The 21,972-nt window shown below is 64.4% G+C and carries 22 protein-coding genes; 4 read left to right on the top strand and 18 right to left on the bottom strand.

The window, feature by feature from the left end:
* Window positions 1–15: 15 nt before the first annotated feature.
* The 18 genes from WKW79_RS00795 to WKW79_RS00710 all read right to left on the bottom strand — a co-directional run bounded on the left by WKW79_RS00795 (window position 16) and on the right by WKW79_RS00710 (window position 19,131).
* Entirely contained in the window at window positions 16–957 is a 942-nt protein-coding gene (locus WKW79_RS00795; RefSeq protein ID WP_340333194.1) for a glutathione S-transferase family protein, read from the bottom strand.
* Window positions 958–1,036: 79 nt separating this feature from the next.
* Window positions 1,037–2,053 carry an NADP-dependent oxidoreductase gene (locus tag WKW79_RS00790; RefSeq protein WP_340333193.1) on the bottom strand — a complete coding sequence of 339 codons (1,017 nt, stop codon included), beginning with the start codon at window positions 2,051–2,053 and terminating at the stop codon, window positions 1,037–1,039.
* 22 nt (window positions 2,054–2,075) lie between these two features.
* Window positions 2,076–2,510 carry a PaaI family thioesterase gene (locus tag WKW79_RS00785; protein WP_340333192.1) on the bottom strand — a complete coding sequence of 145 codons (435 nt, stop codon included), beginning with the start codon at window positions 2,508–2,510 and terminating at the stop codon, window positions 2,076–2,078.
* Between the two features lie 4 nt (window positions 2,511–2,514).
* Window positions 2,515–3,312, bottom strand: a complete 798-nt coding sequence (locus WKW79_RS00780; RefSeq protein ID WP_340333191.1) for an SDR family oxidoreductase — start codon at window positions 3,310–3,312, stop codon at window positions 2,515–2,517.
* 155 nt (window positions 3,313–3,467) lie between these two features.
* Entirely contained in the window at window positions 3,468–3,749 is a 282-nt protein-coding gene (locus WKW79_RS00775; protein ID WP_340333190.1) for a Dabb family protein, read from the bottom strand.
* Window positions 3,746–3,949, bottom strand: a complete 204-nt coding sequence (locus WKW79_RS00770; RefSeq protein ID WP_340333189.1) for a hypothetical protein — start codon at window positions 3,947–3,949, stop codon at window positions 3,746–3,748. The genes WKW79_RS00775 and WKW79_RS00770 overlap by 4 nt, the downstream gene beginning before the upstream one ends.
* Window positions 3,949–5,781 (bottom strand): acyl-CoA dehydrogenase, encoded by a 1,833-nt coding sequence (locus tag WKW79_RS00765; RefSeq protein WP_340333188.1) that lies wholly within the window; start codon window positions 5,779–5,781, stop codon window positions 3,949–3,951. Before WKW79_RS00765 ends, WKW79_RS00770 begins: the two co-directional genes overlap by 1 nt.
* Window positions 5,782–5,967: 186 nt before the next feature.
* Window positions 5,968–6,564, bottom strand: a complete 597-nt coding sequence (locus tag WKW79_RS00760; protein ID WP_340333187.1) for a hypothetical protein — start codon at window positions 6,562–6,564, stop codon at window positions 5,968–5,970.
* Complete coding sequence (locus WKW79_RS00755) at window positions 6,512–6,967, bottom strand: PaaI family thioesterase (RefSeq protein WP_340333186.1); 456 nt, start codon at window positions 6,965–6,967, stop codon at window positions 6,512–6,514. Before WKW79_RS00755 ends, WKW79_RS00760 begins: the two co-directional genes overlap by 53 nt.
* Before the next feature lie 2 nt (window positions 6,968–6,969).
* On the bottom strand, window positions 6,970–8,145 hold the full coding sequence (locus WKW79_RS00750; protein ID WP_340333185.1) for an acetyl-CoA C-acyltransferase: 1,176 nt from the start codon (window positions 8,143–8,145) through the stop codon (window positions 6,970–6,972).
* 31 nt (window positions 8,146–8,176) lie between these two features.
* Entirely contained in the window at window positions 8,177–9,673 is a 1,497-nt protein-coding gene (locus WKW79_RS00745) for a M20 family peptidase (RefSeq protein ID WP_340333823.1), read from the bottom strand.
* A complete protein-coding gene (locus WKW79_RS00740) occupies window positions 9,670–11,775 on the bottom strand; it encodes a 3-hydroxyacyl-CoA dehydrogenase NAD-binding domain-containing protein (RefSeq protein WP_340333184.1) in 2,106 nt (701 codons plus the stop codon). The genes WKW79_RS00745 and WKW79_RS00740 overlap by 4 nt, the downstream gene beginning before the upstream one ends.
* 327 nt (window positions 11,776–12,102) lie before the next feature.
* Entirely contained in the window at window positions 12,103–12,798 is a 696-nt protein-coding gene (locus WKW79_RS00735; RefSeq protein WP_340333183.1) for an ABC transporter ATP-binding protein, read from the bottom strand.
* A gap of 1 nt (window position 12,799) precedes the next feature.
* Entirely contained in the window at window positions 12,800–13,570 is a 771-nt protein-coding gene (locus tag WKW79_RS00730) for an ABC transporter ATP-binding protein (RefSeq protein ID WP_340333182.1), read from the bottom strand.
* Between the two features lie 13 nt (window positions 13,571–13,583).
* Window positions 13,584–14,873 (bottom strand): branched-chain amino acid ABC transporter permease, encoded by a 1,290-nt coding sequence (locus tag WKW79_RS00725; protein WP_340333181.1) that lies wholly within the window; start codon window positions 14,871–14,873, stop codon window positions 13,584–13,586.
* A 3-nt stretch (window positions 14,874–14,876) separates the two neighbouring features.
* Window positions 14,877–15,824 (bottom strand): branched-chain amino acid ABC transporter permease, encoded by a 948-nt coding sequence (locus WKW79_RS00720; RefSeq protein WP_340333180.1) that lies wholly within the window; start codon window positions 15,822–15,824, stop codon window positions 14,877–14,879.
* A 98-nt stretch (window positions 15,825–15,922) separates the two neighbouring features.
* On the bottom strand, window positions 15,923–17,164 hold the full coding sequence (locus tag WKW79_RS00715) for a branched-chain amino acid ABC transporter substrate-binding protein (protein WP_340333179.1): 1,242 nt from the start codon (window positions 17,162–17,164) through the stop codon (window positions 15,923–15,925).
* Window positions 17,165–17,487: 323 nt separating this feature from the next.
* Complete coding sequence (locus WKW79_RS00710; protein WP_340333178.1) at window positions 17,488–19,131, bottom strand: 3-(methylthio)propionyl-CoA ligase; 1,644 nt, start codon at window positions 19,129–19,131, stop codon at window positions 17,488–17,490.
* Window positions 19,132–19,259: 128 nt separating this feature from the next.
* Between WKW79_RS00710 and WKW79_RS00705 the strand changes: the two genes are divergently transcribed.
* Genes WKW79_RS00705 through WKW79_RS00690 form a run of 4 tightly spaced genes read left to right on the top strand, consistent with a single transcriptional unit; the run spans window position 19,260 to window position 21,965 of the window.
* Window positions 19,260–20,741, top strand: coding sequence for a protein adenylyltransferase SelO (locus WKW79_RS00705; RefSeq protein WP_340333177.1), 1,482 nt, complete (start codon window positions 19,260–19,262; stop codon window positions 20,739–20,741).
* Window positions 20,738–21,154, top strand: a complete 417-nt coding sequence (gene msrB / locus WKW79_RS00700) for a peptide-methionine (R)-S-oxide reductase MsrB (RefSeq protein ID WP_340333176.1) — start codon at window positions 20,738–20,740, stop codon at window positions 21,152–21,154. Before WKW79_RS00705 ends, msrB begins: the two co-directional genes overlap by 4 nt.
* On the top strand, window positions 21,151–21,693 hold the full coding sequence (locus WKW79_RS00695; protein ID WP_340333175.1) for a septation protein A: 543 nt from the start codon (window positions 21,151–21,153) through the stop codon (window positions 21,691–21,693). Before msrB ends, WKW79_RS00695 begins: the two co-directional genes overlap by 4 nt.
* The gene (locus WKW79_RS00690) at window positions 21,690–21,965 is read left to right on the top strand and encodes a BolA family protein (RefSeq protein WP_422823778.1); all 276 of its coding nucleotides are present in this window, start codon (window positions 21,690–21,692) and stop codon (window positions 21,963–21,965) included. The genes WKW79_RS00695 and WKW79_RS00690 overlap by 4 nt, the downstream gene beginning before the upstream one ends.
* Window positions 21,966–21,972 lie beyond the last annotated feature (7 nt).

Below are 21,972 nucleotides of genomic sequence, written 5' to 3'. Positions count from 1 at the left end.
GAAAGCCCGCGCGCGTCAGCCTTGTTCCGACTTGCGCAGCACGTAGCCGATGCGCGGGAAGTGCACGTGCACCGTCCCCACGCGCTCGTTGCTGCGCTCCAGCGTGTAGTGCGTGCGCGTCGCGGCGACCAGCTTGCCGGCCGTCTCCTCCAGGCCGAAGCTCTCCGCGCGCACCGTGACTTCGCTGCCCAACGGGATGCCGTGGTCGTCCTGGAAGGTGCTGTCGGTCAGCAGCGTGTGGGGCTGCGCCGCCTTGGCCGCCGCGATGGCTTCCTCGGAGGTGCACTTCTCCGGCGCGCCGTGACCGATCGCGTACATGCGGTCCATCCAGTCGACCACGCCCGGCGTCAGGTCCAGGATGCCGCGCACCGAATCGATACGGCGCGTGTACCAGAGCGGGTGGTAGGCCGCGAAGTCGGCGATGCACGGCACTTCGCCGAGCAGGAAGGGCTTGTCGTCGAACATGTCCGAGAGCCGGCGCAGGTAGGACTTGTAGGCGCTGGTGGCGTCGGCCGGACGCAGGCGCGTCATGTTGCCGGCACTCATCTTGCCGCGGTCCTCGCCGAAGGCCTTGGCCGCCTCGGGCGGCGCCTTGGCGAACACCTCGGCCGCGCCCTTGGGCTGCAGCGCCCAGGCCATCGCGGCCCAGAACAGCGTCGTGTCGGCCCACTGCGCGAGGATGCGCGACAGGCCCTTCTCCGGCTCCGGGTACAGCGTCGGCTCGGGCTGCAGGTGCTCCAGCACGTCGGCGATCAGCGCCGTGTCGCAGTACATGTCGGCGCCGATCTGCAGGAACGGCGTCTTGCGATAGCCGCCTGTCAGCACCTCCACATCCGGCTTCGGCATGATCGGCGGGATGAAGACCGACTTCCACGGCAGCTTCTTGGCGCCGAGGATGAGCCTCACCTTTTCCGAGAACGGCGAGGTGGTGTAGTGGTGCAGGATCAGGTCGGCCATCGTGTTTTCCTTCGAACTTTGCTTCGAACGTGCAGCAGTATCGGCGCGCGCCACGAAGCGCGCATCCCGGGGGCGACCCTCAGATCAGCTTGACCAGCTGCTTGCCGAAGTTCTTGCCCTTCAGCAGACCCAGGAAAGCCTCCGGCGCCGCCTCGATCCCTTGCGCAATCGTCTCGCGCGGACGCAGCTTGCCGGAGCCCACCAGCGCGCCCAGTTCGGCCAGCGCCTCGGGCCACACTTCCATGTGTTCGCTGACGATGAAGCCTTCGATCTTCAGGCGGTTGATGAGGATCAGCGACGGATTGGCCAGCGGCAGCGGCGCGCCGTCGTAGCCGGCGATCATGCCGCACAGCGCGATGCGCGCGAAGGCATTGCAGCGCAACAGCACCGCGTCGAAGATGTAGCCACCGACGTTCTCGAAGTAGCCGTCGATGCCCTTGGGGCAGGCTTCCTTGAGCGCCGCGCTCATGCTCCTGACGTCCGGGTGCTGGCGGTAGTCGATGCAGGCGTCGAAGCCCAGTTCATCGGTCACGTACTTGCACTTGTCCGGGCCGCCGGCGATGCCGACCACGCGGCAGCCGCGCGCCTTGGCCAGCGCACCGAAGGCGCTGCCGACCGCGCCGCTGGCGGCGGTGATGACGACCGTGTCGCCCTCCTTCGGCGCGATGATCTTCACCAGGCCATACCAGGCCGTCACGCCCGGCATGCCGACCGCGCCGAGGTAGTGCGACAGCGGAACGTGCGTGGTGTCGACCTTCTTCAGCGAGCCGGGCTGCGAGGCATCGACCACGCTGTATTCCTGCCAGCCGCCAAAGCCGACGACCTTGTCGCCGACCTTGTACTTGGCGTTCTTGCTCTCGACCACTTCGCCCACGGTGCCGCCCTGGAACACATGGCCCACGGGCTGGCTGGCTGCATAGCTCTTGGAGTCGTTCATGCGACCGCGCATGTACGGGTCCAGGCTCAGGAAGTGGTGGCGCACCAGCACCTGGTTGTCGGCCAGCGCCGGCGTCTCGGCCGTGACGAGCTTGAAGTTGCTGGCGGTCGCTTCGCCTTCGGGGCGGTTGTCGAGGTGGATCTGCTTGTTGACTGGCATGTTCGTATCTCTTCTGTGAAAACTAATCGGTGGAAACGGGTTGCAGCGCGTTCACTTCGCTGCCGCTGACCGGCAGGCGCTTGACGTACTTGAAGGTGCCCGTCGCATGCGAGCAGGCGCGGCCCTTCTCGTCGTAGACCGTCGCCTCGGTGAAGGCCATGGTGGCCGTGCGGTGCATCAGCCGGCCCTTGGCCACCAGCGGCCCGCGGGAGGCCTGCATGAAGGTCGTCTTCATCTCGATGGTGACCACGCCCATGTCGTTCTGCACGCTGCGCGCGGCGGTCGCCATGGTCACGTCGAGCAGCGTCATGGTGACACCGCCGTGCGCCACGGAAAAGCTGTTGGTGTGATCCGGCTGCGTCGTGTAGTGCAGCTCCGACTCGCCGTTCTCGAAGCGCTCCAGCGTGAAGCCGAGCAGGTCGACGAACGGGATCGCGACGCCGAAAGAAAGGCTCATGGCGTCAGGCCGCGCCGAGGACGACGCTCACGCCGCCATCCACCGCCACCCACTGGCCGGTGATGTGCTTGCCGGCGTCGCTCGCGTAGAGCAGCGTCAGGCCCTTCAGGTCTTCCTCGTCGCCCAGGCGGCGCAGCGGTGCGGCGTTGGCCATCTTTTCCTCGCCGATCGTGTGGATCAGGCCGCTCGCCATCTTGGTCATGAAGAAGCCCGGGCAGATCGCGTTGACGTTGATGCCGTACTTGCCCCATTCGGCGGCCAGCGTGTGCGTGAAGCCGATCACCGCGGTCTTGGAGGTGTTGTAGGCCAGCGTGGTCATCTCGGGCGGGTTGCCGTTCAGGCCGGCGATCGACGCGATGTTGATGATGCGGCCCGACTTCTTCGGGATCATGTACTTGTTGGCGACCTGCTGCGCCAGGATGAAGTAGCCGCGCACGTTGAGGTTCATCACCTTGTCCCATGCCGCGACCGGGTGATCTTCGGCCGGTGCACCCCAGCTGGCGCCGGCGTTGTTCACCAGGATGTCGATAGCGCCCATGCGCTCCAGCGTCTCGTCGGCGAGGCGGCGGGTGTCTTCTTCCTTCGAGCAGTCGGCGGCGATCCAGCGCGCGTCGATGCCGGCGGCCTGCAGTTCGGCCGCGGCCTGCTCCAGGTCCTCGGCCTTGCGCGAGCTCAGCATGATCTTCGCGCCGGCTTCACCGAGCGCATGCGCCATCTGCAGGCCCAGGCCGCGCGAGCCGCCTGTGATGAGGGCGGTCTTGCCGGTGAGGTCGAAGAGTTTCTGGACGGTACGGGGTGTCATGGGGGTCTCCAGGTAACGAGTCAAAAATTGTTGGCGCCTCGGCGAGCGGAATCGGTTCGTGAAACACGGCGGAGCCGGGTTTGCCGGACGGCCGGTGTTGCCCCGGCGGCGGGGTTGGCTACGCGACGCGACGCGTCACGCAGCCTGGGTGCGAGTCAAGTGCTGTAGTCGAGCACCGCGCGCGATTCGCGCAGCGTGCCAAGGTAGGCCGACACCTTCTTGTGATGCGGATGCACGACGTAGGCCTCCAGCGCGGCGGCATCGTCGAAAGTCGAATTCAGCACGACGTCGTGATTGGCTTCCATGCCCTCGGTGCGGATGCCGACTTCGAACTCGCGCATGCCAGGCACCAGGCCCTTGCAGCTGTCGAGCTCCGCCTTGAAGCGCGGCGCCTGCGCGGCATCCAGCAGCTTCCACATCACGATGTGTTTGATCATGGCTTGTCGTCTTTCAGTCGGGAACGAACATAGATCAGCACCACGCCGACCACCGTCGCCACCGCGCCGGGGACGGCCATCATCCAGCCGGTGAAGGCGTCGAGGCGGCCCGTGGCAATGCCGAGGATCACCAGGAACAGCCCGCCATAGATCAGGATCCAGATCCAGTTCTCGATGCGGGCATGCGGATTGGCGGCCATCAGAATGCCTCTTCCGGCATGTCGGTGCAAGTCGGATCGCGGCTTTCGACGACGTTGAGCCAGGCGCCGATCTTGGGCAGTTCGTAGTTGAAGAAGTAGGCCGCGGCGCTCGTCTTGCCAGTCGTCACCGCCGACGACTTGCCAGCGTCGAACTCCAGCGCGCGCGCCGCCACGTCGAGCCAGATCCAGGCCAGCACAGTGTGCCCGAAAGCCTGCATGTAAGGCACCGCATTGGTCAGCGCCGAACGTGGATCACCGGTCGACCAAGCGGCCTGCGTGGCCGTGCCGATGCGCTGCAATGCCTCGCCGAGCGCCTTCGCGTGCGCGGCCAGCTCGGGCACTCTGGCGGCACGCGCCATCGTCTCGGTCATGCGGGCCGCAAGCAGCTTCATGCCACGGCCGTCCTCCATCAGCACCTTGCGGCCCAGCAGGTCGGCCGCCTGGATGCCGTGTGTACCTTCGTGGATCATGTTCAGGCGGTTGTCACGCCAGTACTGCTCCACCGGGAAATCGCGCGTGTAGCCGTAGCCGCCGTGGATCTGGATCGCCAGCGAATTGGCTTCCAGGCACCACTCGCTGGGCCAGCTCTTGGCGATGGGCGTCAGCACTTCCAGTAGCAGGCGCGCGTCGTCACCCGCCTCCGGCGTGCCGGTCTTCTGTTCGTCCACCAGCCGCGCACAGTACAACGACAGGGCCAGCGAGCCTTCGCAGTACGACTTCTGCGCGAGCAGCATGCGCCGCACATCGGCGTGCTCGATGATGCGCACCTGCGGCTTGGCCGAGTCCTTGCCGGCCGGGCCGGCGGGACGACCCTGCGGGCGGTTCTTCGCGTATTCCAGCGAGGCGTAGTAGCCGGCCATGCCGAGCATCACCGCCGCCGTGCCGACGCTGATGCGCGCCTCGTTCATCATGTGGAACATGCAGTGCAGGCCCTTGCCGGGCGAGCCGACCAGGTAGCCCACTGCGCCGGCCTTGCCGCCGACCGGGTACTTGCCTTCGCCGAAGTTCAGCAAGGTGTTCGTGGTGCCACGCCACCCCATCTTGTGGTTGAGACCCGCCAGCGCCACGTCGTTGCGCTCGCCCGTCAGATTCCCCTCGGTGTCCACCATGCGCTTCGGCACGATGAACAGAGAGATGCCGCGCGTACCGGGAATCAACTTGCCGTTCTCGTCCGGGATCTTGGCCAGTACGATGTGCACGATGTTCTCGGTCAGCTCATGGTCGCCCGAGGAGATCCACATCTTGTTGCCCGTGAGCCGATATCGCGGCCCCAGCGGATCTTCCTGGAAGTCCTCTCCATCCGGCACGGCCCGCGTCGCCACGTCGCTCAGCGAGGAGCCCGCCTGCGGCTCCGACAGGCACATCGTCCCCGCCCAACGCCCGGAGAACTCGTTCTTCGCAAACACGTTCTTCTGCAGCTCGGTGCCGTGCACCATCAGCAGGTTGGCATTGCCGCTGGTCAGCATGTTCGAGCCGATGCTCACCGAACCCATCGCGAAGAAGCTGTTCGCCGCCGCCTGCAAGGTGAACGGCAACTGCATGCCGCCGATCTCGTAGTCCTGCGCCGCGCTCATCATCCCCGACTCGACGAAGGCCTTGTGCGCGTCATGCGTGGCCTGCGGCAGGATCACCTTCTCGCCGTCGAAATGCGGCTCCTGCGTGTCGACCGTGCGGTTGTGCGGCGCGTACTTCTCGCGCGCGATGCGCTCGCAGGTGTCGAGCACTGCGTCGAAGGTCTCGCGCGAATGATCGGCAAAGCGCTCGCGCTGGTTGAGCGACTCGGCTTGCAGCCAGTCGTAGAGCAGGAAGTCGAGGGTGGAACGAAGGCTCATGACGATAGGGGTACGTTGGGAGGTAAGGGAGCGAGCAGCGCAGCGACCTTTGCGCCACCCTGCTTAGCAAGTTGAGGGTTCTGCAGCCACATCTGCACCATGAACTCCCGGGTCTCGTCGCAACGATTCAACACGGCGAGCATCACTTCATAGGGGATGACATGGGACGCGGGTATGAAAGATGCGTCAGGCATTGGGATCTTCACCTCGCTTGATCTTCTCGAGAGCAATGATGTCCAACTGATCCTTGGGCCGGTTGGCAACGCGCTTCATCGCGAGCAGGTGATCGATGCTGGCGATCTTCACGGACGAACCGAGTAGTTGGCCCACCACCGCCTGCGCTGAAAGTTCCTCGAAACCGACTTCAGGTTTCACGAGAACATCGACAATGCCGCCGCCGATAGACGGCTCACGAAGCGCAAATGCGAGCATGCCTTTTTCGCGATGCCACTGATCGAGCAATGATGCATTCTTGAGCGAATCGATGGGAGCTGGAATCACGGGGGCCAAGCCGAACTGCTTTGCGACTTCGATGAAACGCGACAAGTTTGCATCGTTCATCGCGAGCACGACGTCGACGTCGTATGTCATCCTGGCGTAGCCGTGAAGTTGCACAGCCAATCCGCCGACAAGGACGAATTCGACCGATTCACGGCTCAACGCTTGCAGGAGATCAATTGTCTTCATCGTGTCCGTGATTGGTCGTTGGGCCTGGCCGAAGGCTGATGCTTCACTGCGATTCTGCGGCACCGCCTTGCAGGCGCGCGATTGTCCCTTGCGCAAGCGCGCATAGTTTCTCCTCGCCATCCTGCACGACGAAGATTTCGCAGGTGCAAACGGCCTGCGAATTGCCCACGTGCACAGCCTTGGCGCGCGCAATCAGGCGCTCACCAATGGCCGGCCGCACATAGTTGATCTTGAATTCGGAGGTGACGACAGGCACGGCCATTGCCGTCCCGCCCGCGAAGGTGAGTGCGTTGTCGGCAAGGTAGCTCACCACCCCGCCGTGCACGAACCCGTTCTGCTGCTTGAGCTTGTCGGTGATGGGCACCTGCAGGTCGATGGAGCCGCGCGAGAGTTGATGCATCTCGGCACCCACCAGCACGCTGAAGGGTTGCGACGCGATCACCCCGCGGCCCATCGCCAGGAAGGCGTCGGGCGAGACTTGCTGGTCACCGCCCGCCATGATCACAAGACCTCGAACACGCCGGCAGCACCCATGCCGCCGCCGATGCACATGGTCACGCAGACCTTCTTCGCGCCGCGGCGCTTGCCTTCGATGAGGGCGTGGCCGGTCAGGCGCTGGCCGCTCACGCCGTAGGGGTGGCCGACGGCAATGGCACCGCCGTTCACGTTCAGGCGGTCGTCCGGCAGGCCCAGCTTGTCGCGGCAGTAGATCACCTGCACGGCGAAAGCTTCGTTCAGCTCCCACAGGTCGATGTCGTTGACCGTGAGACCCAGCTTCTTCAGCACCTTCGGGATCGCGAAGACCGGGCCGATGCCCATTTCGTCGGGCTCGCAACCGGCCACGGCAAAGCCGAGGAAACGGCCGATCGGCTTCAGGCCCTTCTGCTGGGCGTAGGTCTCATCGACCAGCACGCAGGCGCCGCCGCCGTCCGAGAACTGGCTGGCATTGCCGGCCGAGATCAGGCCGCCGGGCACGGCCGGACGGATGCCGCTGATGCCTTCCTTGGTGGTGCCGGCGCGGATGCCTTCGTCGTTCTCGATCGTCACTTCCTTGGTGCGCAGGCCCAGTTGCGCGTCGGCCACGCCGGCCAGAACGGTGATGGGGGCGATCTCGTCCTTGAACTTGCCGGCTTCGAGCGCGGCCGTGGCGCGCTGCTGGCTGCGTGCGCCGTATTCGTCCATCACGTCGCGGCCGATGTTGTAGCGCTTGGCCACGTTCTCGGCGGTCTGGAGCATGTTCCAGTAGATCTCGGGCTTGTGCTTGACCAGCCACGGGTCGGTGCCCATGTGGCGGTTGGCTTCGTTCTGCACGCAGGAGATGCTTTCGACACCGCCGGCCACATAGACCTCGCCTTCGCCCGCGATGATGCGTTGCGCTGCGGTTGCGATGGTCTGCAGGCCCGACGAGCAGAAGCGGTTGATGGTCATGCCCGAGGTGGTGATCGGCAGGCCGGCGCGCAGTGCGATCTGGCGCGCGATGTTCGAGCCCGTCGCGCCTTCCGGCGTGGCGCAACCCATGATCACGTCGTCCACCGACGCCGGGTCGATGCCGGCGCGCTGCACGGCATGCTGCACCGCATGGCCGCCGAGCGTGGCGCCGTGCGTCATGTTGAAAGCACCCTTCCAGCTCTTGGCGAGCGGGGTGCGGGCGGTAGAGACGATAACGGCGCTGGTCATGGTGATGTCCTTTGAGCGATGGTTGGAACGATTACTGCGGTGGCTGATCGGTGTTGACCAGCAACTGGTGATAGAAGCCGATCATCTCGGCGTAGTTGGCGATCGACACGCGTTCGTTGGTGCCGTGGAAGCGCGGCAGGTCCTCGCCCTTCACGCGGAACGGCGAGAAGCGATAGACCGACTTGCTGATCAGGCTCATGTGGCGCGAATCGGTGGCCGCAGTCATCAGGCCGGGCGCGACCACCGCGTCCGGGAAGGCCTGGCGAACGGTCTGCTCGATGGTGCGATAGCCCGTGCTGTCGGTCGGGGAAACCGGTGACGGCTCCGAATTGCCTGGGTACGCCTTGATCTGGATCGCGTCGTTGTCGAGCGTCTTGCGCAGGTGCGCCTCCACGCTGGCCAGCGTGTCGCCCGGCAGCACGCGGAAGTTGACGGCGGCCTCGGCACGGCCAGGCAGCACGTTGTCCTTGTTGCCGGCGCGCACGATGGTCAGTGCCGTGGTCGTGCGCAGCATCGCATTGCTGCTCGGCGACTTCTCGAGCTGGCTCTGCACCAGCGGCGCGGTCAACCACAGGTTCGAAAGCATCACGCGGTTGACACCGCTCATCTCCGGCGCCAGCGTACCGAACATCTCGCCAGCCACGCCGGAGATGCCACCGGGCATCTGGTGCGCTTCCAGGTTGGCCAGCGCCTTGCTCATGCCGCCGATGGCAGTCTTCTGCGCCGGCATCGACGAATGGCTCGGAGCCGTGTCCAGCGTCAGGAAGAAGGTCGCATACCCCTTCTCGGCCAAGCCGATCAGCGCGGCCGGCTTGCTCAGTCCCGGGAGCACGCCGTCGAGCACGAGCAGGCCTTCGTCCAGCACCCAGTCGAGTTCCACGCCGCGCGACTTCAGCAGTTCGGCGATCGGCAGCGCGCCGCGCAGGCCGGTCACTTCCTCGTCGTCGCCGGCGATCAGGTAGACGGTCTGCTTGGGCTTGAAGCCCTTGCCGATCAGCATCTCGATCGCTTCCATCTGCGCCAGCAGGTTGCTCTTGTTGTCGAGCGTGCCGCGGCCCCAGATGAAGCCGTCCTTGATCTCGCCACTGAACGGATCGACCGACCAGGCCTTCTCCGTCCCCGGCGCGATCGGCACCATGTCCTGGTGCGCCATCAGCGCGACCGGCTTGCGCGCCGCGTCGCTCCCCTGCCACGTGTAGAGCAGGGCCTTGTCGCCGATGACTTCCTTCTTCAAGGTCGCATGAAGCTTGGGAAACTTCTCGGCCAAGTAGGCATGCAGCTTGTCGAACTCGGCGTTGTTCCCCTTGGGATCGTCCAGGCTCGACACGGTGCGGAATGGGATCGCGCCGGACAGCCGCTTCGCGGCCGCCTCGGCGTCGATCTCCAGCTTCGGCGCGGGTTGCACCGCAAGCTGGCGTGACGGCGTGCGCCACGTATTGACCGCAACCGCCGCCGCCAGTCCCAACACCACCAGCAGCAACAGCTGAAATATTCGCTTGATCACAGTTGCGGTCTTTCTCTGCTTCAGTCGAAGCTCTTGCCTTCAGCGACCAGCTTCTGGATCAGCGCGGCCGGCTCCCAGAACTTGCCATCGTCACGCGGGTTCTTCGCGAAGCGGCGCATCGTCTCGGCCACGTTGTAAAGGCCGGCTTGCGATGCGTAGTGCATCGGGCCACCGCGGAAGATCGGGAAGCCGTAGCCGGTCAGGTACACCATGTCGATGTCGCCGGACTTGCTCGCAATGCCGTCTTCCAGGATGTGCGCGCCTTCGTTGACCAGCGCGTAAACCAGGCGTTGCACGATCTCTTCGTCGGAGATCTTGCGCGGCGTGATGCCTTCGTCCTTGCGGTGCTGTTCGATCAGGTCCAGCACGACCTGGCTCGGAATCGCGTCGCGCTTGCCGGCCTGGTAGTCGTACCAGCCCGCGCCGGTCTTCTGGCCGAAGCGGCCCAGTTCGCAGAGCTTGTCGGCCGTGCGGCTGTACTTCATGTCGGCGCGCTCGGTGGCGCGGCGCTTGCGGATCGCCCAGCCGATGTCGTTGCCGGCCAGGTCGCCCATGCGGAACGGACCCATGGCAAAGCCGAACTTCTCGATGGCCTTGTCCACCTGCTGCGGCGTCGCACCTTCGTCCAGCAAGAAGCCGGCCTGGCGCGAGTACTGCTCGATCATGCGGTTGCCGATGAAGCCGTCGCACACGCCGGAGACGACGGAGGTCTTCTTGATCTTCTTGCCGATGGCCATCACGGTCGCGAGAACGTCCTTGCCCGTCTCCTTGCCGCGCACCACTTCCAGCAGCTTCATCACGTTGGCCGGACTGAAGAAGTGCATGCCGACCACGTCCTGCGGACGCTTGGTGAAGGCGGCGATCTTGTCGACGTCCAGCGTCGAGGTGTTGGAAGCCAGGATCGCGCCGGGCTTGGCGACTTCGTCCAGCTTCTTGAACACGGCTTCCTTGACGCCGAGTTCTTCGAACACGGCCTCGATGATCAGGTCGCAGTCCTTCAGGTCGTCATAGCTCAGCGTGGTCGACAGCAGCGACATGCGCTGCTCGTACTTGTCCTGCTTGAGCTTGCCCTTCTTGACCTGGGCTTCGTAGTTCTTCTTGATGGTGGCGACGCCGCGGTCCAGCGCCTCCTGCTTCATTTCGAGGATCTTGACCGGGATGCCCGCGTTCAGGAAGTTCATCGAAATGCCGCCGCCCATCGTGCCGGCGCCGATGACGCCAACCGTCTTGATCGTGCGCTGGGGCGTGTCGTCCGCCACGTCAGGAATCTTGCTCGCCGCGCGCTCGGCCATGAACAGGTGGCGCAGCGCCGCCGACTCCGGCGACAGCATCAGTTGCGTGAACAGGCGGCGCTCCTCTGCCATGCCTTCGTTGAACTTCATCGTGGTGGCGGCCCGCACGGCCTCCAGGCACTTGAGCGGCGCGGGGTAGTTCTTCGACATGCCCGTGACCATGTTCTTGGCGAACTGGAAGTAGGCATCGCCTTGCGGGTGCTTGCACGGCAGGTTGCGCACCAGCGGCAGTTCCGCGGCGGGCTTGCCGGCGACCGACTTGGCAAATTCGATGGCTTCGTCGAACAGCGATTCGGCCGAGGCGGCCAGCTTGTCGAACAGCTTCTGGCCGGGGGCCGAGGCGAGCAGTTCGCTCTTCACGGGCTCGCCGCTGACGATCATGTTGAGCGCGGTTTCCACGCCGAGCACGCGCGGCAGGCGCTGCGTACCGCCGGCGCCGGGCAGCAGGCCCAGCTTGACTTCCGGCAACGCGACGCTGGTGCCCGGTGCCACCACGCGGTAGTGGCAGCCGAGGGCCAGTTCCAGGCCGCCGCCCATGACCACCGAATGGATCGCCGCGACGATCGGCTTCGGCGAGGCTTCGAGCGCGAGGATCACGCTCAGCAGGTTCGGCTCCTGCAACGCCTTCGACGTGCCGAACTCCTTGATGTCCGCGCCGCCCGAAAACGCCTTGCCGGCCCCGGTGATGACGATCGCCTTGACGGCCGGGTCGTTGTTGGCCTTGCTCAGGCCGTCGGTGATGCCGACGCGGGTCGAATAACCGAGACCGTTGACCGGGGGATTGGTCATGGTGATCACGGCGATTTCGCCGAGCACCTTGTATTCAGCCGTCATGGCGCGTTCCTTTGATTGGGAAGGTGAAAAAACGAAGAATCGGCCAGGGAGCGCCGGCCCACGCTGGCGGGTCCACGCACTCACCCGTTGCCGAATAGCACGAGTGTTCTTTTTAAAATTCTAGGCGCTTACGGTGAAGCTTGAATTGCGCCCAGTCGCTATCGGGACAAAAGGCCAAATGTTCTTGATTGGCGCGCACTCTGAAGGCGTGAAGATTCCGTAGCGAGGGCGCCTGCCGGGAGGCCGGTTCGCGGAGCGGAACCGTACACCCGTACGGTGAGCACCGCAGGCCCGAGATCGGCGTCCGCAGTAGGAAGATTCATGCCTTCAGACCTCTAGCCACTCTTTCCGAGTTGTGGCGTCCGCACGCAGGCCGTCCGGCGTGCCGTCGAACACGATGCTCCCATGCCCCATGACCAGGGCCCGGTCGGAGATGTGCATCGCGATGGTGAGCTTCTGCTCGATCAGCAGCACCGAGATGCCGCGGCTCTTGAGCGTCTGCAGGTACTGCCCTACCAACTCGACGATCTTGGGCGCGAGGCCTTCGGTCGGCTCGTCGATGATGATCAGGTCGGGGTCGCCCATGAGCGTACGGCACAAGGTCAGCATCTGCTGCTCGCCGCCGGAGAGCACGCCGGCCTCCGTGTGCTCTCGCTCCTTGAGGCGCGGGAACATCTCGTACATGTCCTTGAAGGTCCAGCGGCTGCCCTTGCCCGCGCCCTTCTGCCCGAGCAACAGGTTCTGCGAGACCGTCAGCTTCGGGAAGATGTCGCGGTTCTCCGGCACGTAGCCAATGCCCAGGTGCGCAATTTCGTAGGCCTTCTTGCGCAGGATGTCCTGGCCCTTCCATTCGAGCTGGCCCTCGGCATGCACCAGGCCCATGATGGCCTTGGCCGTGGTCGAGCGGCCGGAGCCGTTACGGCCCAGCAGCGCGACGATCTCGCCCTTGCCGACCTCGAATGAAACGCCATGCAGCACATGGCTCTTGCCGTAGTAGGCGTGGATGTCGTTGAGTTTCAGCATGTCAGTGTCCCGCCCCTTGCGCGTCGGCGACCGATGAACCGAGATACGCCTCCTGCACCTTCGCATTGGCACGCACAGCGGCCGGCGTATCGAAGGCAATCACTTCGCCGTAGACCACCACCGCGATCTTGTCGGCCAGGCCGAACACCACGCCCATATCGTGCTCCACGGTCAGCAAGGTCTTGCCGGTGGTCACGTGCTTGATCAGCGCGATGAAGTGCGAGGTCTCCGTCTTGCTCATGCCGGCCGTCGGTTCGTCCAGCAGGATCACGTTGGCCCCGCCCGCGATCGTCACGCCGATCTCCAGCGCGCGTTGCTCCGCGTAGGTGAGATTCACCGCCTGCACATCGCGCTTGCGTTCCAGCCCGATCTGGCGCACCAGTTCCTCGGTACGCGCGTTGGCCTCATCGAGGTTCTTCAAAAAACGCAGGAAGCTGTAGCGCGCCCCCGTGTGCCACAGCAGGCCGCAGCGCAGGTTCTCGAACACGCTCAGCTTGGGAAAGATGTTCGTGATCTGGAAGCTGCGCGACAGGCCGAGCCGGTTGATTTCGAAAGGCGTCTTGCCGTCGATGCGCTGCCCGTTCAGCAACACCTCGCCGCTGCTCGGCTGCAAGCGGCCGCTGATGAGGTTGAACAGCGTCGATTTGCCGGCCCCGTTCGGGCCGATCACCGCGATGCGCTCGCCGGCGTTCACCGCCAGGTTCACGCCGCGGATGATGTCGGTCTTGCCAAAGCTCTTGCGCAAGTCCTTGAGTTCGAGTGCGTAGGTCATTGCCCTGCCCTGCTTATGCAGCCTCCATGCGCTTGATTTCTGCTTCGATGTATTCCTGCGCGGCGCCCCAGGCGCGCGCGAACTTGCGCCGGACGATCTCCATCAGCCCCAGCCCGACCAGCGCCACCGCCGCCGCACCCAGCCAACTGCCCATGCTCGACGTATCGAGCGTGAGCCCGGCGAAATGCACCTGCGGCCCGAGCGCCGCATTGAGCTGGATGTGATAGACCATCTCGACCAGCGCCGCGGCCCCGACGACCAGCAGTGCCCCTGTCACGATCAGCCCCGCATACAAGGGCAGGAAGGGCTTGAACCGCCCGAACTTGACCACCCGCAGGTTCATCATGATCAGGCTGGCCACGCCGCCCGGCGCGAACATCACCATCAGCAGGAACACCAGCCCCAGGTACAGCAACCAGGCCTTGGTCAGCTCCGACAGCAGCACTGACGCCAGCACCAGCAGCACCGCACCGATGATCGGCCCGAAGAAGAAGGTCGCCCCACCGAGGAAGGTGAACAGCAGGTAGCCACCCGAACGCACGCCGCTCAGGCTGTCGCTCGCGTTCACGATCTCGAAGTTGATCGCCGCCAACCCGCCGCCGATGCCCGCAAAGAAGCCGGCGATGATGAAGGCGAAGTAGCGCACCCGCTGCGTGTTGTAGCCGATGAACTCGACCCGTTCCGGGTTGTCCCGCACCGCATTCAGGATGCGGCCGAGCGGCGTACCGGTGAAGGCGAACATCAGCGCGGTGCAGATGAAGCAGTAGACCGCGATGAGGTAATACACCTGGATCTGCGGACCGAAGTTCGCGCCCATGAAGGTGCCATACGTCCGGTTGGAGGTCACGCCGCCTTCGCCGCCGAAGAAGCCGGGGAACATCAGCGACATCGAGGCCACGAGTTCACCGATGCCCAGCGTGATCATCGCGAAGGTCGTGCCCGCCTTCTTGGTCGTCACGAAGCCGAACAGGATGGCGAAGAACATGCCCCCGATGCCACCCACCAGCGGAATCAGCACCAGCGGCACCTTGAAGCTGCCCTCGGCCGCGAGGTTCATCGCATGGATGGAGATGAAGGCCCCCATGCCGGTGTACACCGCATGACCGAAGCTCAGCATGCCGCCCTGCCCGAAGATCATGTTGTAGCTGAGGCAGATGATGATCAGGTAGCCGATCTGCGAGAGGATCGTCAGCGCCAGGCTGCTGCGGAAGATCAGCGGCGCCACGATCATGGCCACCGCGAACAGCGACCAGATGGCAATGCGCCCACCGCTCATGGAACGTTTGGAAGTTGAGTTGGCCATGTGTCAGTCCTCCCGCGTGCCGAGCAGGCCCTTGGGGCGGAATATCAGGATCAGCACCAGGAAGAGGTACGGAAGGATCGGGGCGATCTGCGAGATCTTGAGTTGCAGCAGTTCGTAGCCGAAGGTCTTGTCGGTCACCGCCATGCCCAGCGACTGGAATGCGCCGCCGATGGACTGGTCCATCGCCACCGCAAAGGTCTGCAGCACGCCGATCAGCAGCGACGCGAGGAAAGCGCCCGCCAACGAGCCCATGCCGCCGACCACCACCACCACGAACACGATGGAACCTACCGCGCCGGCCATCGCTGGCTCGGTCACGTAGGTGTTGCCGCCAATCACGCCGGCCAGCCCCGCCAGCGCGGCGCCGCCGCCGAACACCAGCATGAAGACGCGCGGCACGTTGTGCCCGAGCGCCTCCACCATTTCCGGGTGCTTGAGCGCGGCCTGGATCACTAGCCCGATGCGCGTGCGCGTCAGCAGCAGCCAGACCGACACCAGCATCAGCACGGCGACCAGCATGATGAAGGACTTCGACTTCGGGAACTGCGTGCCGAAGATCGTGAACAACGGACCTTCCAGCTGCGACGGCAAGCCATAGGGCACCACCGAGCGCCCCCAGATCAGTTGCACCACTTCGAGGATCAGGTAAGACAGCCCGAAGGTCACCAGCAGTTCAGGCACATGCCCGAACTTGTGCACCCGACGAAGGCAGTAACGCTCGAAGGCCGCGCCCAGCGCAAAGACCACCAGCGGTGCGATCACCAGCGCCGGCCAGAAGCCCACCACGCCCGAGATCGTGTATGCGAAATAGGCACCCAGCATGTAGAAGCTTGTGTGCGCGAAGTTCAGCACGCCCATCATGCTGAAGATCAAGGTAAGACCGGAGCTCAACATGAACAGCAGCAGCCCGTAGCTGAGTCCGTTCAGGAGCGATATGACGAAGAATTCCATTTTTTACGTCCACCCTCGCTGGTTCGTTGTTGGAAAAGCCATGAAAAAACGCCGGGGAGCGATTTGCATCACCCGCCGGCGCTCTGGTTCAGGGCGACTCAGCCAGCGCTGGGACGCTTCATCTGGCAGGACGTCGGCGTGCTCGCGACGAAGGGCTCGAGGTACTTCACCGGCGCGAAGGTGTAGCCCGTCTTCTCGACGTTGTACTTGTTCTTGGCGTCGACCTTCTGCCACTTGGAGATCCACATGCCTTGCTGCATCTGGTGGTCGGTCTTGCGGATTTCGCTCTCGCCGTTGAAGCCGTTGAACTTCAGGCCTTCCAGCGCCGCGGCCACCTTGACCGGGTCGGTCGACTTGGCCTTGGCCATCGCGTTGCTCAGCGCCACCAGACCGTTATAGATCGAGAAGGTGTACAGATCGTCGCCGAACTTCTTCTGGAAGTCGACCATCACCGAGTTCATGCGACCGGTGTAGTTCGAGTGGTTGTACGCGATCTGGTAGACCTCGAGGTCACCGCCCGATGCCAGCGCCGTCGGCGTGCCGGACACGCCGGCGTAGTAGGCGTAGACCGGAACCTTCAGGCCGGCGTCGTTCAACGCCTTGATCAGCAGGGTCATGTCCTGGCCCCAGTTGCCGGTCACGATGGTGTCGGCGCCCGACTGCTTGATCTTGGCCACGTAGGGCGCGAAGTCCTTGACCTGGCCCAGCGGATGCAGGTCGTCGCCGACGATCTGCGTGTCAGGGCGCTTGCGCGCCAGGCCTTCCTTGAAGTACTTCGAAACCTGCTGGCCGTGCGAGTAGTTCTGGTTCAGCAGGTAGACCTTCTTGATGTTGGGCTGGTCCTTCATGAAGCTGGTCAGGGCTTCCATCTTCATCGAGGTGTCGCCGTCCAGGCGGAAGTGCCAATAGTTGCACTTCTCGTTGGTCAGGATCGGGTCTACCGCGGCGTAGTTCATGTAGATGATTTCCTTGCCGGGATTGCGCTCGTTGGCTTTGCCCACGGCATCCGACAGGGGCACCGCCACGTTGGAGCCATTGCCCTGCGTGATGTAGCGGAAGCCCTGGTCGCTGGCGGCCTTCAGCAGGTTCAGCGCCTCTTGCGGGGAGCTCTTGCTGTCCATGCCGACGATCTCGAACTTGACGCCGGCCGGGTTCTCGGCAGCGGTCAGGTTTTCGGCCAGGAACTGCCAGCTCTTGAGCTGGTTCTGACCCACGTTCGCGAACGGGCCCGAGAGGCCCTCGATCATCGCGATCTTGACGGTTTCACCCTTTTGGGCAAAGGCGCCGGCAGCGGCGGCCAGCATCACGGTGCCGGCCAGGAACTTCAGGGCAAATTTCATCGAAAGCTCTCCTCAAGGGTTCAGAAAAAGTGGTGCGAGCGTACGGGGCTTTCCGGGGCCAACCCTCAGGGAATGTCCCTAAGCCAGCCCGCGAAACGCCCGTTTCTATCGCTCATGCGACAGCAGTTGATACCGGCCGGTAGCACGAAGACATCGATGCACCTTCGTGGGCACCCGCGGAACCGGCTTTGCCAGGCCGCTGGGTGCGCCCCCTTGAGGGGCTGAGGTCCGCGGCTCCGAGCCTGCCTGCGCAGGCCCGGACGGCCCGCAAGAGCAGCTGCCTCTGGCAGCCGCCCCGGCGCCGAAGGCGCTTCGGGGGTGGGTCAAAGTCCGGGCAGCTTGTAGCCCTTGAGTTGCTCGCGCAGCTTCGTTTTCAGGATCTTGCCGGTCGCGCCGAGCGGAATGGCCTCCAGGAACACCACGTCGTCGGGAATCTGCCACTTGGCTGTCTTGCCTTCGTAAAACTTCAGCAATTCCTCGCGCGTCACTTCCTGGCCGGGGCGCTTGACCACCGTCACGATCGGCCGCTCGTCCCATTTCGGATGGAACACGCCGACGCAGGCGGCCATGGCGATGGCCGGATGCGCCACGGCGATGTTCTCGATCTCGATGGAACTGATCCACTCGCCGCCGGACTTGATCACGTCCTTGCTGCGATCGGTGATCTGCAGGAAGCCGTCGGCGTCGATGGTAGCCACGTCACCGGTCGGGAACCAGCCGCGGCCGGTCTCGTCGGGGACCAGCGGATCGCCGCCCTCACCCTTGAAGTATTCCTTGACGATCCAGGGGCCTTTCACCAGCAGGTCGCCAAAGGCCTTGCCGTCCCACGGCAATTCCTTGCCGTCGGCATCGACGATCTTCATGTCGACGCCGAAGATCGCGCGGCCCTGCTTCAGGCGGATCGCGGTCTGCTCATCCGGCGAAAGTGAAAGGTGCTTGTTCTTCAGCGTGCAGAGCGTGCCCAGCGGGCTCATCTCGGTCATGCCCCAGGCATGCAGCACTTCCACGCCGTAGACCTCCTGGAACGCCTTGATCATGGCGGGCGGGCAGGCCGAGCCGCCGATCACCGTGCGCTTGAGCGTCGAGAAGCGCAGGTTGTTGGCCTGCATGTGGCCAAGCATCATTTGCCAGACCGTCGGCACGCCGGCCGCGAAAGTGACCTTCTCGTTCTCGATCAGTTCGAAGACCGACTTGCCGTCCAGCGAGGCGCCCGGGAACACCAGCTTGCAGCCGGTCAGCGCGGCCGAATACGGAATGCCCCACGCATTGACGTGGAACATGGGCACCACGGGCAGCACGGAATCGCGCGCCGACAGGCACATCACGTCCGGCAGCGCCGCCGCGTACGCATGCAGCACCGACGAGCGATGGCTGTAGAGCGCCGCCTTCGGATTGCCGGTGGTGCCGCTCGTGTAGCACATGCTGGAGGCGGAGTTCTCGTCGAAGCTCGGCCAGGCGTAGTCGCTCGAATGCGGCGCGATCCAGGCTTCGTAGCTCACCAGGCCGGGCACGCCGGTGTCCGCGGGCAACTTGTCCGCGTCGCACAGGGCGATGTACTTCTTGATGGTCGGGCAGCGCGCATGCACCGCCTGCACCAGCGGCAGGAAGCTCAGGTCGAACATCAGGACCTGGTCTTCCGCATGGTTGGCGATCCAGGCGATCTGGTCGGGATGCAGGCGCGGGTTGATGGTGTGCAGCACGCGACCGGAGCCGCTGACGCCGTAGTACGCCTCCAGGTGCCGGTAGCCGTTCCAGGCCAGGGTGGCAATGCGGTCGCTGAACTGCAGTCCCTCCTTGTCGAGCGCATTGGCGACCTTGCGGGCGCGCACGGCCATGTCGGCCCAGGTGTAGCGGTGGATGTCACCTTCGAAACGGCGCGAAACGATCTCGGCATCGCGATGGTGACGGTCTGCGAACTCGAGCAACGACGAGATCAGCAGCGGTTGTTCTTGCATCAAACCGAGCATGGGAAGTCTCCTGATATCTGAATCGACAAAAAAATTGCACGCGGAGTATTGCGCAGCGCAGCACCGGCCCGGTTGGGGGAATGCCCGTAGCGCCTTGCCGTCACTCGAAAGAACGGACAATCGAGCCCATGAATATCCCTCTGAACGCGATGGTTGCTGAGGATTCCGGCCTGCGTTGGCGCAACGAATTCGCCGCGCTGCCGCCAAAGTTCTTCACCCGTCTCCAGCCCACGCCCTTGCCCGATCCGTACTGGGTCGGGCGTAGCAATGCGGCGGCGCAACAACTGGGACTCGATGCCGGCTGGTTCGCTTCCGCCGATGCGCTGGAGGTGTTCACCGGCAATGCATTGCTGCCAGGCATGGAGCCGCTGGCCAGCGTCTACAGCGGACACCAGTTCGGCGTGTGGGCCGGGCAACTGGGCGATGGCCGCGCCATCATGCTCGGGCAGACCGAGGGCGGCTTCGAAGTGCAGCTCAAGGGCGCCGGCCTGACCCCTTATTCCCGCATGGCCGACGGGCGCGCGGTGCTGCGCTCCAGCATCCGCGAATTCCTCTGCAGCGAAGCCATGCACGGCCTCGGCATCCCGACCACGCGCGCTCTCTGCGTGACCGGCTCTGACGCACGCGTCCGCCGGGAGGAAATCGAGACGGCCGCGGTCGTCACGCGCACCGCGCCGAGCTTCATCCGCTTCGGCCATTTCGAGCATTTCTGGGCCAACGACAAGCTCGACGAACTGCGCACGCTGGCCGACTTCGTCATCGACCGCTTCTATCCGGAATGCCGGCTGACCAAGCGCTTCGGCGGCAACGCCTACGCCGCGTTCCTGGAGGCGGTGAGCGAACGCACTGCGGCGCTGCTGGCGCAGTGGCAGGCGGTGGGCTTCTGCCACGGCGTGATGAACACCGACAACATGAGCATCCTCGGGCTCACCATCGACTACGGCCCCTTCCAGTTCCTCGATGGCTTCAACCCACGCCACATCTGCAACCACAGCGACAGCGGCGGCCGCTATGCCTACAACCAGCAGCCCAACGTCGCCTACTGGAACCTCTATTGCCTGGCCCAGGCCCTGCTGCCGCTGATCGGCGAGAAGGAGGTCGCGATTGCCGCGCTGCAGTCCTACCAGACCGTGTTCCCGGACGCGTTCCTGGCCCGCATGCGCGCCAAGCTCGGCCTGACCGACGCGCAGGACGGCGACATCCAACTCGTCGAAGCCCTGCTGTCGGTGCTGCGCCAGGAACAGACCGACTGGACCATCTTCTGGCGCAGGCTGTCCCAGCACATGGCCGGCGCCGACGCGCAGACAGTGCGCGACCTGTTCGTCGACGCGACGGGCATCGACGCCTGGCTTCTTTCCTTCGGGCAACGGCATGCGTCCGTTCCCCGGGAGGCGGCGGCAGCTTTGATGCTCCGATCCAATCCGAAGTTCGTGTTGCGGAACCACTTGGGCCAACAGGCGATCGAAGCTGCGCAACGCAAGGACTACAGCGGCGTCTCGACCCTGCTGAACCTGCTTGAAACCCCCTTTGACGAACACGCCGGCCACGACGACTACGCCGGCTTTCCGCCCGACTGGGCCTCCTCCATCGAAATCAGCTGCTCCTCATGACCGCACCCGTCCAGAAGACCGACGCCGAATGGAAGGCGCTGCTCGCTGAAAAAGGCGCCGAACGCGGCGCCTTCGAGATCACGCGCCACGCCGCCACCGAGCGCCCCTTCACCGGCAAGTACGAGGCGCACTGGGCCGACGGCAGCTACCACTGCATCTGCTGCGGCGCCAAGTTGTTCGAATCCGGTACCAAGTTCGAGGCCGGCTGCGGCTGGCCCAGCTTTTCGCAGGAAGCGGTGCCTGGCGCGATCCGCAACATCGTCGACCGTTCCCACGGCATGGTTCGCACCGAAAATGTCTGCGCCAATTGCGGCGCGCACCTCGGCCATGTATTTCCTGACGGTCCCACCGAGACCGGCCTGCGCTACTGCATGAACTCGGCCTCGTTGGACTTCAAGCCTTCCACTGAATGAAACTGCTCCTCGACTTCTTTCCCATCCTGCTGTTCTTCGGCGCCTTCAAGCTGTACGACATCTACACGGCCACCGGCGTGCTGATGGCAGCCACCGCCGTGCAGATGGCCATCCACTGGTTCATGCATCGGCGCCTGGAGCCGATGCAGAAGGCCACGCTGGTGCTCATCCTGCTCTTCGGCTCACTCACGCTGGCGCTGCACGACGACCGCTTCATCAAGTGGAAGCCCACCGTGCTGTACGGCGCCATGGCCATCGCCCTGGCGATTGCGTTCTGGGGCTTTCGCAAGAACTTCCTGGAGTCGATGCTCGGCAAGCAACTGCGCCTGCCACACCGCATCTGGACGCACCTGAACATTGCCTGGATCGGCTACTGCGTGTTCATGGCGGCGATCAACGGCTATGTGGCCGCGTATTTCAGCACCGAGGCCTGGGTCGATTTCAAGCTCTGGGGCTATGCCTTCCCCATCGTCTTCCTGATTGCGCAGGGGCTCTACATCTCGCCGCACCTCAAGTCGGACGACGAGCCCGCGGCATGAGCATGGTCATGAGCCTTCCCCGCACCCACGACCTCGAAGCGACGCTGCGCGCCGCGCTGCAACCCACCGCGCTCGAAGTCATCGACGAAAGCGCGGCGCATGCGGGCCATGCAGGCGCCAACGCCGAGGGCTACGGCACCCATTTCCGCATCCGGATCTCCAGCCCGCTCTTCGCGGGCAAGACACGGGTGGCGCGCCATCGGCTTGTGTATGATGCGCTGCACATTTTTATCGCACAGGGCCTTCACGCCATTGCCATCGAGGCCTCTTGAGCCTCCT

Origin of the sequence: Variovorax robiniae, from assembly GCF_037889955.1 — a bacterium.
Taxonomy (GTDB): Bacteria; Pseudomonadota; Gammaproteobacteria; order Burkholderiales; family Burkholderiaceae_C; genus Variovorax; species Variovorax robiniae.
This window is presented reverse-complemented; position numbering and strand designations above follow the sequence as displayed.

Bases quoted from the DNA above. Each gene is read 5' to 3' on its own strand.
- WKW79_RS00795 (WP_340333194.1), bottom strand. From the start codon at position 957: ATGGCCGACCTGATCCTGCACCACTACACCACCTCGCCGTTCTCGGAA.
- WKW79_RS00790 (WP_340333193.1), bottom strand. From the start codon at position 2,053: ATGCCAGTCAACAAGCAGATCCACCTCGACAACCGCCCCGAAGGCGAA.
- WKW79_RS00785 (WP_340333192.1), bottom strand. From the start codon at position 2,510: ATGAGCCTTTCTTTCGGCGTCGCGATCCCGTTCGTCGACCTGCTCGGC.
- WKW79_RS00780 (WP_340333191.1), bottom strand. From the start codon at position 3,312: ATGACACCCCGTACCGTCCAGAAACTCTTCGACCTCACCGGCAAGACC.
- WKW79_RS00775 (WP_340333190.1), bottom strand. From the start codon at position 3,749: ATGATCAAACACATCGTGATGTGGAAGCTGCTGGATGCCGCGCAGGCG.
- WKW79_RS00770 (WP_340333189.1), bottom strand. From the start codon at position 3,949: ATGGCCGCCAATCCGCATGCCCGCATCGAGAACTGGATCTGGATCCTG.
- WKW79_RS00765 (WP_340333188.1), bottom strand. From the start codon at position 5,781: ATGAGCCTTCGTTCCACCCTCGACTTCCTGCTCTACGACTGGCTGCAA.
- WKW79_RS00755 (WP_340333186.1), bottom strand. From the start codon at position 6,967: ATGGCGGGCGGTGACCAGCAAGTCTCGCCCGACGCCTTCCTGGCGATG.
- WKW79_RS00750 (WP_340333185.1), bottom strand. From the start codon at position 8,145: ATGACCAGCGCCGTTATCGTCTCTACCGCCCGCACCCCGCTCGCCAAG.
- WKW79_RS00740 (WP_340333184.1), bottom strand. From the start codon at position 11,775: ATGACGGCTGAATACAAGGTGCTCGGCGAAATCGCCGTGATCACCATG.
- WKW79_RS00735 (WP_340333183.1), bottom strand. From the start codon at position 12,798: ATGCTGAAACTCAACGACATCCACGCCTACTACGGCAAGAGCCATGTG.
- WKW79_RS00730 (WP_340333182.1), bottom strand. From the start codon at position 13,570: ATGACCTACGCACTCGAACTCAAGGACTTGCGCAAGAGCTTTGGCAAG.
- WKW79_RS00725 (WP_340333181.1), bottom strand. From the start codon at position 14,873: ATGGCCAACTCAACTTCCAAACGTTCCATGAGCGGTGGGCGCATTGCC.
- WKW79_RS00720 (WP_340333180.1), bottom strand. From the start codon at position 15,824: ATGGAATTCTTCGTCATATCGCTCCTGAACGGACTCAGCTACGGGCTG.
- WKW79_RS00715 (WP_340333179.1), bottom strand. From the start codon at position 17,164: ATGAAATTTGCCCTGAAGTTCCTGGCCGGCACCGTGATGCTGGCCGCC.
- WKW79_RS00710 (WP_340333178.1), bottom strand. From the start codon at position 19,131: ATGCTCGGTTTGATGCAAGAACAACCGCTGCTGATCTCGTCGTTGCTC.
- WKW79_RS00705 (WP_340333177.1), top strand. From the start codon at position 19,260: ATGAATATCCCTCTGAACGCGATGGTTGCTGAGGATTCCGGCCTGCGT.
- msrB (WP_340333176.1), top strand. From the start codon at position 20,738: ATGACCGCACCCGTCCAGAAGACCGACGCCGAATGGAAGGCGCTGCTC.
- WKW79_RS00695 (WP_340333175.1), top strand. From the start codon at position 21,151: ATGAAACTGCTCCTCGACTTCTTTCCCATCCTGCTGTTCTTCGGCGCC.
- WKW79_RS00690 (WP_422823778.1), top strand. From the start codon at position 21,690: ATGAGCATGGTCATGAGCCTTCCCCGCACCCACGACCTCGAAGCGACG.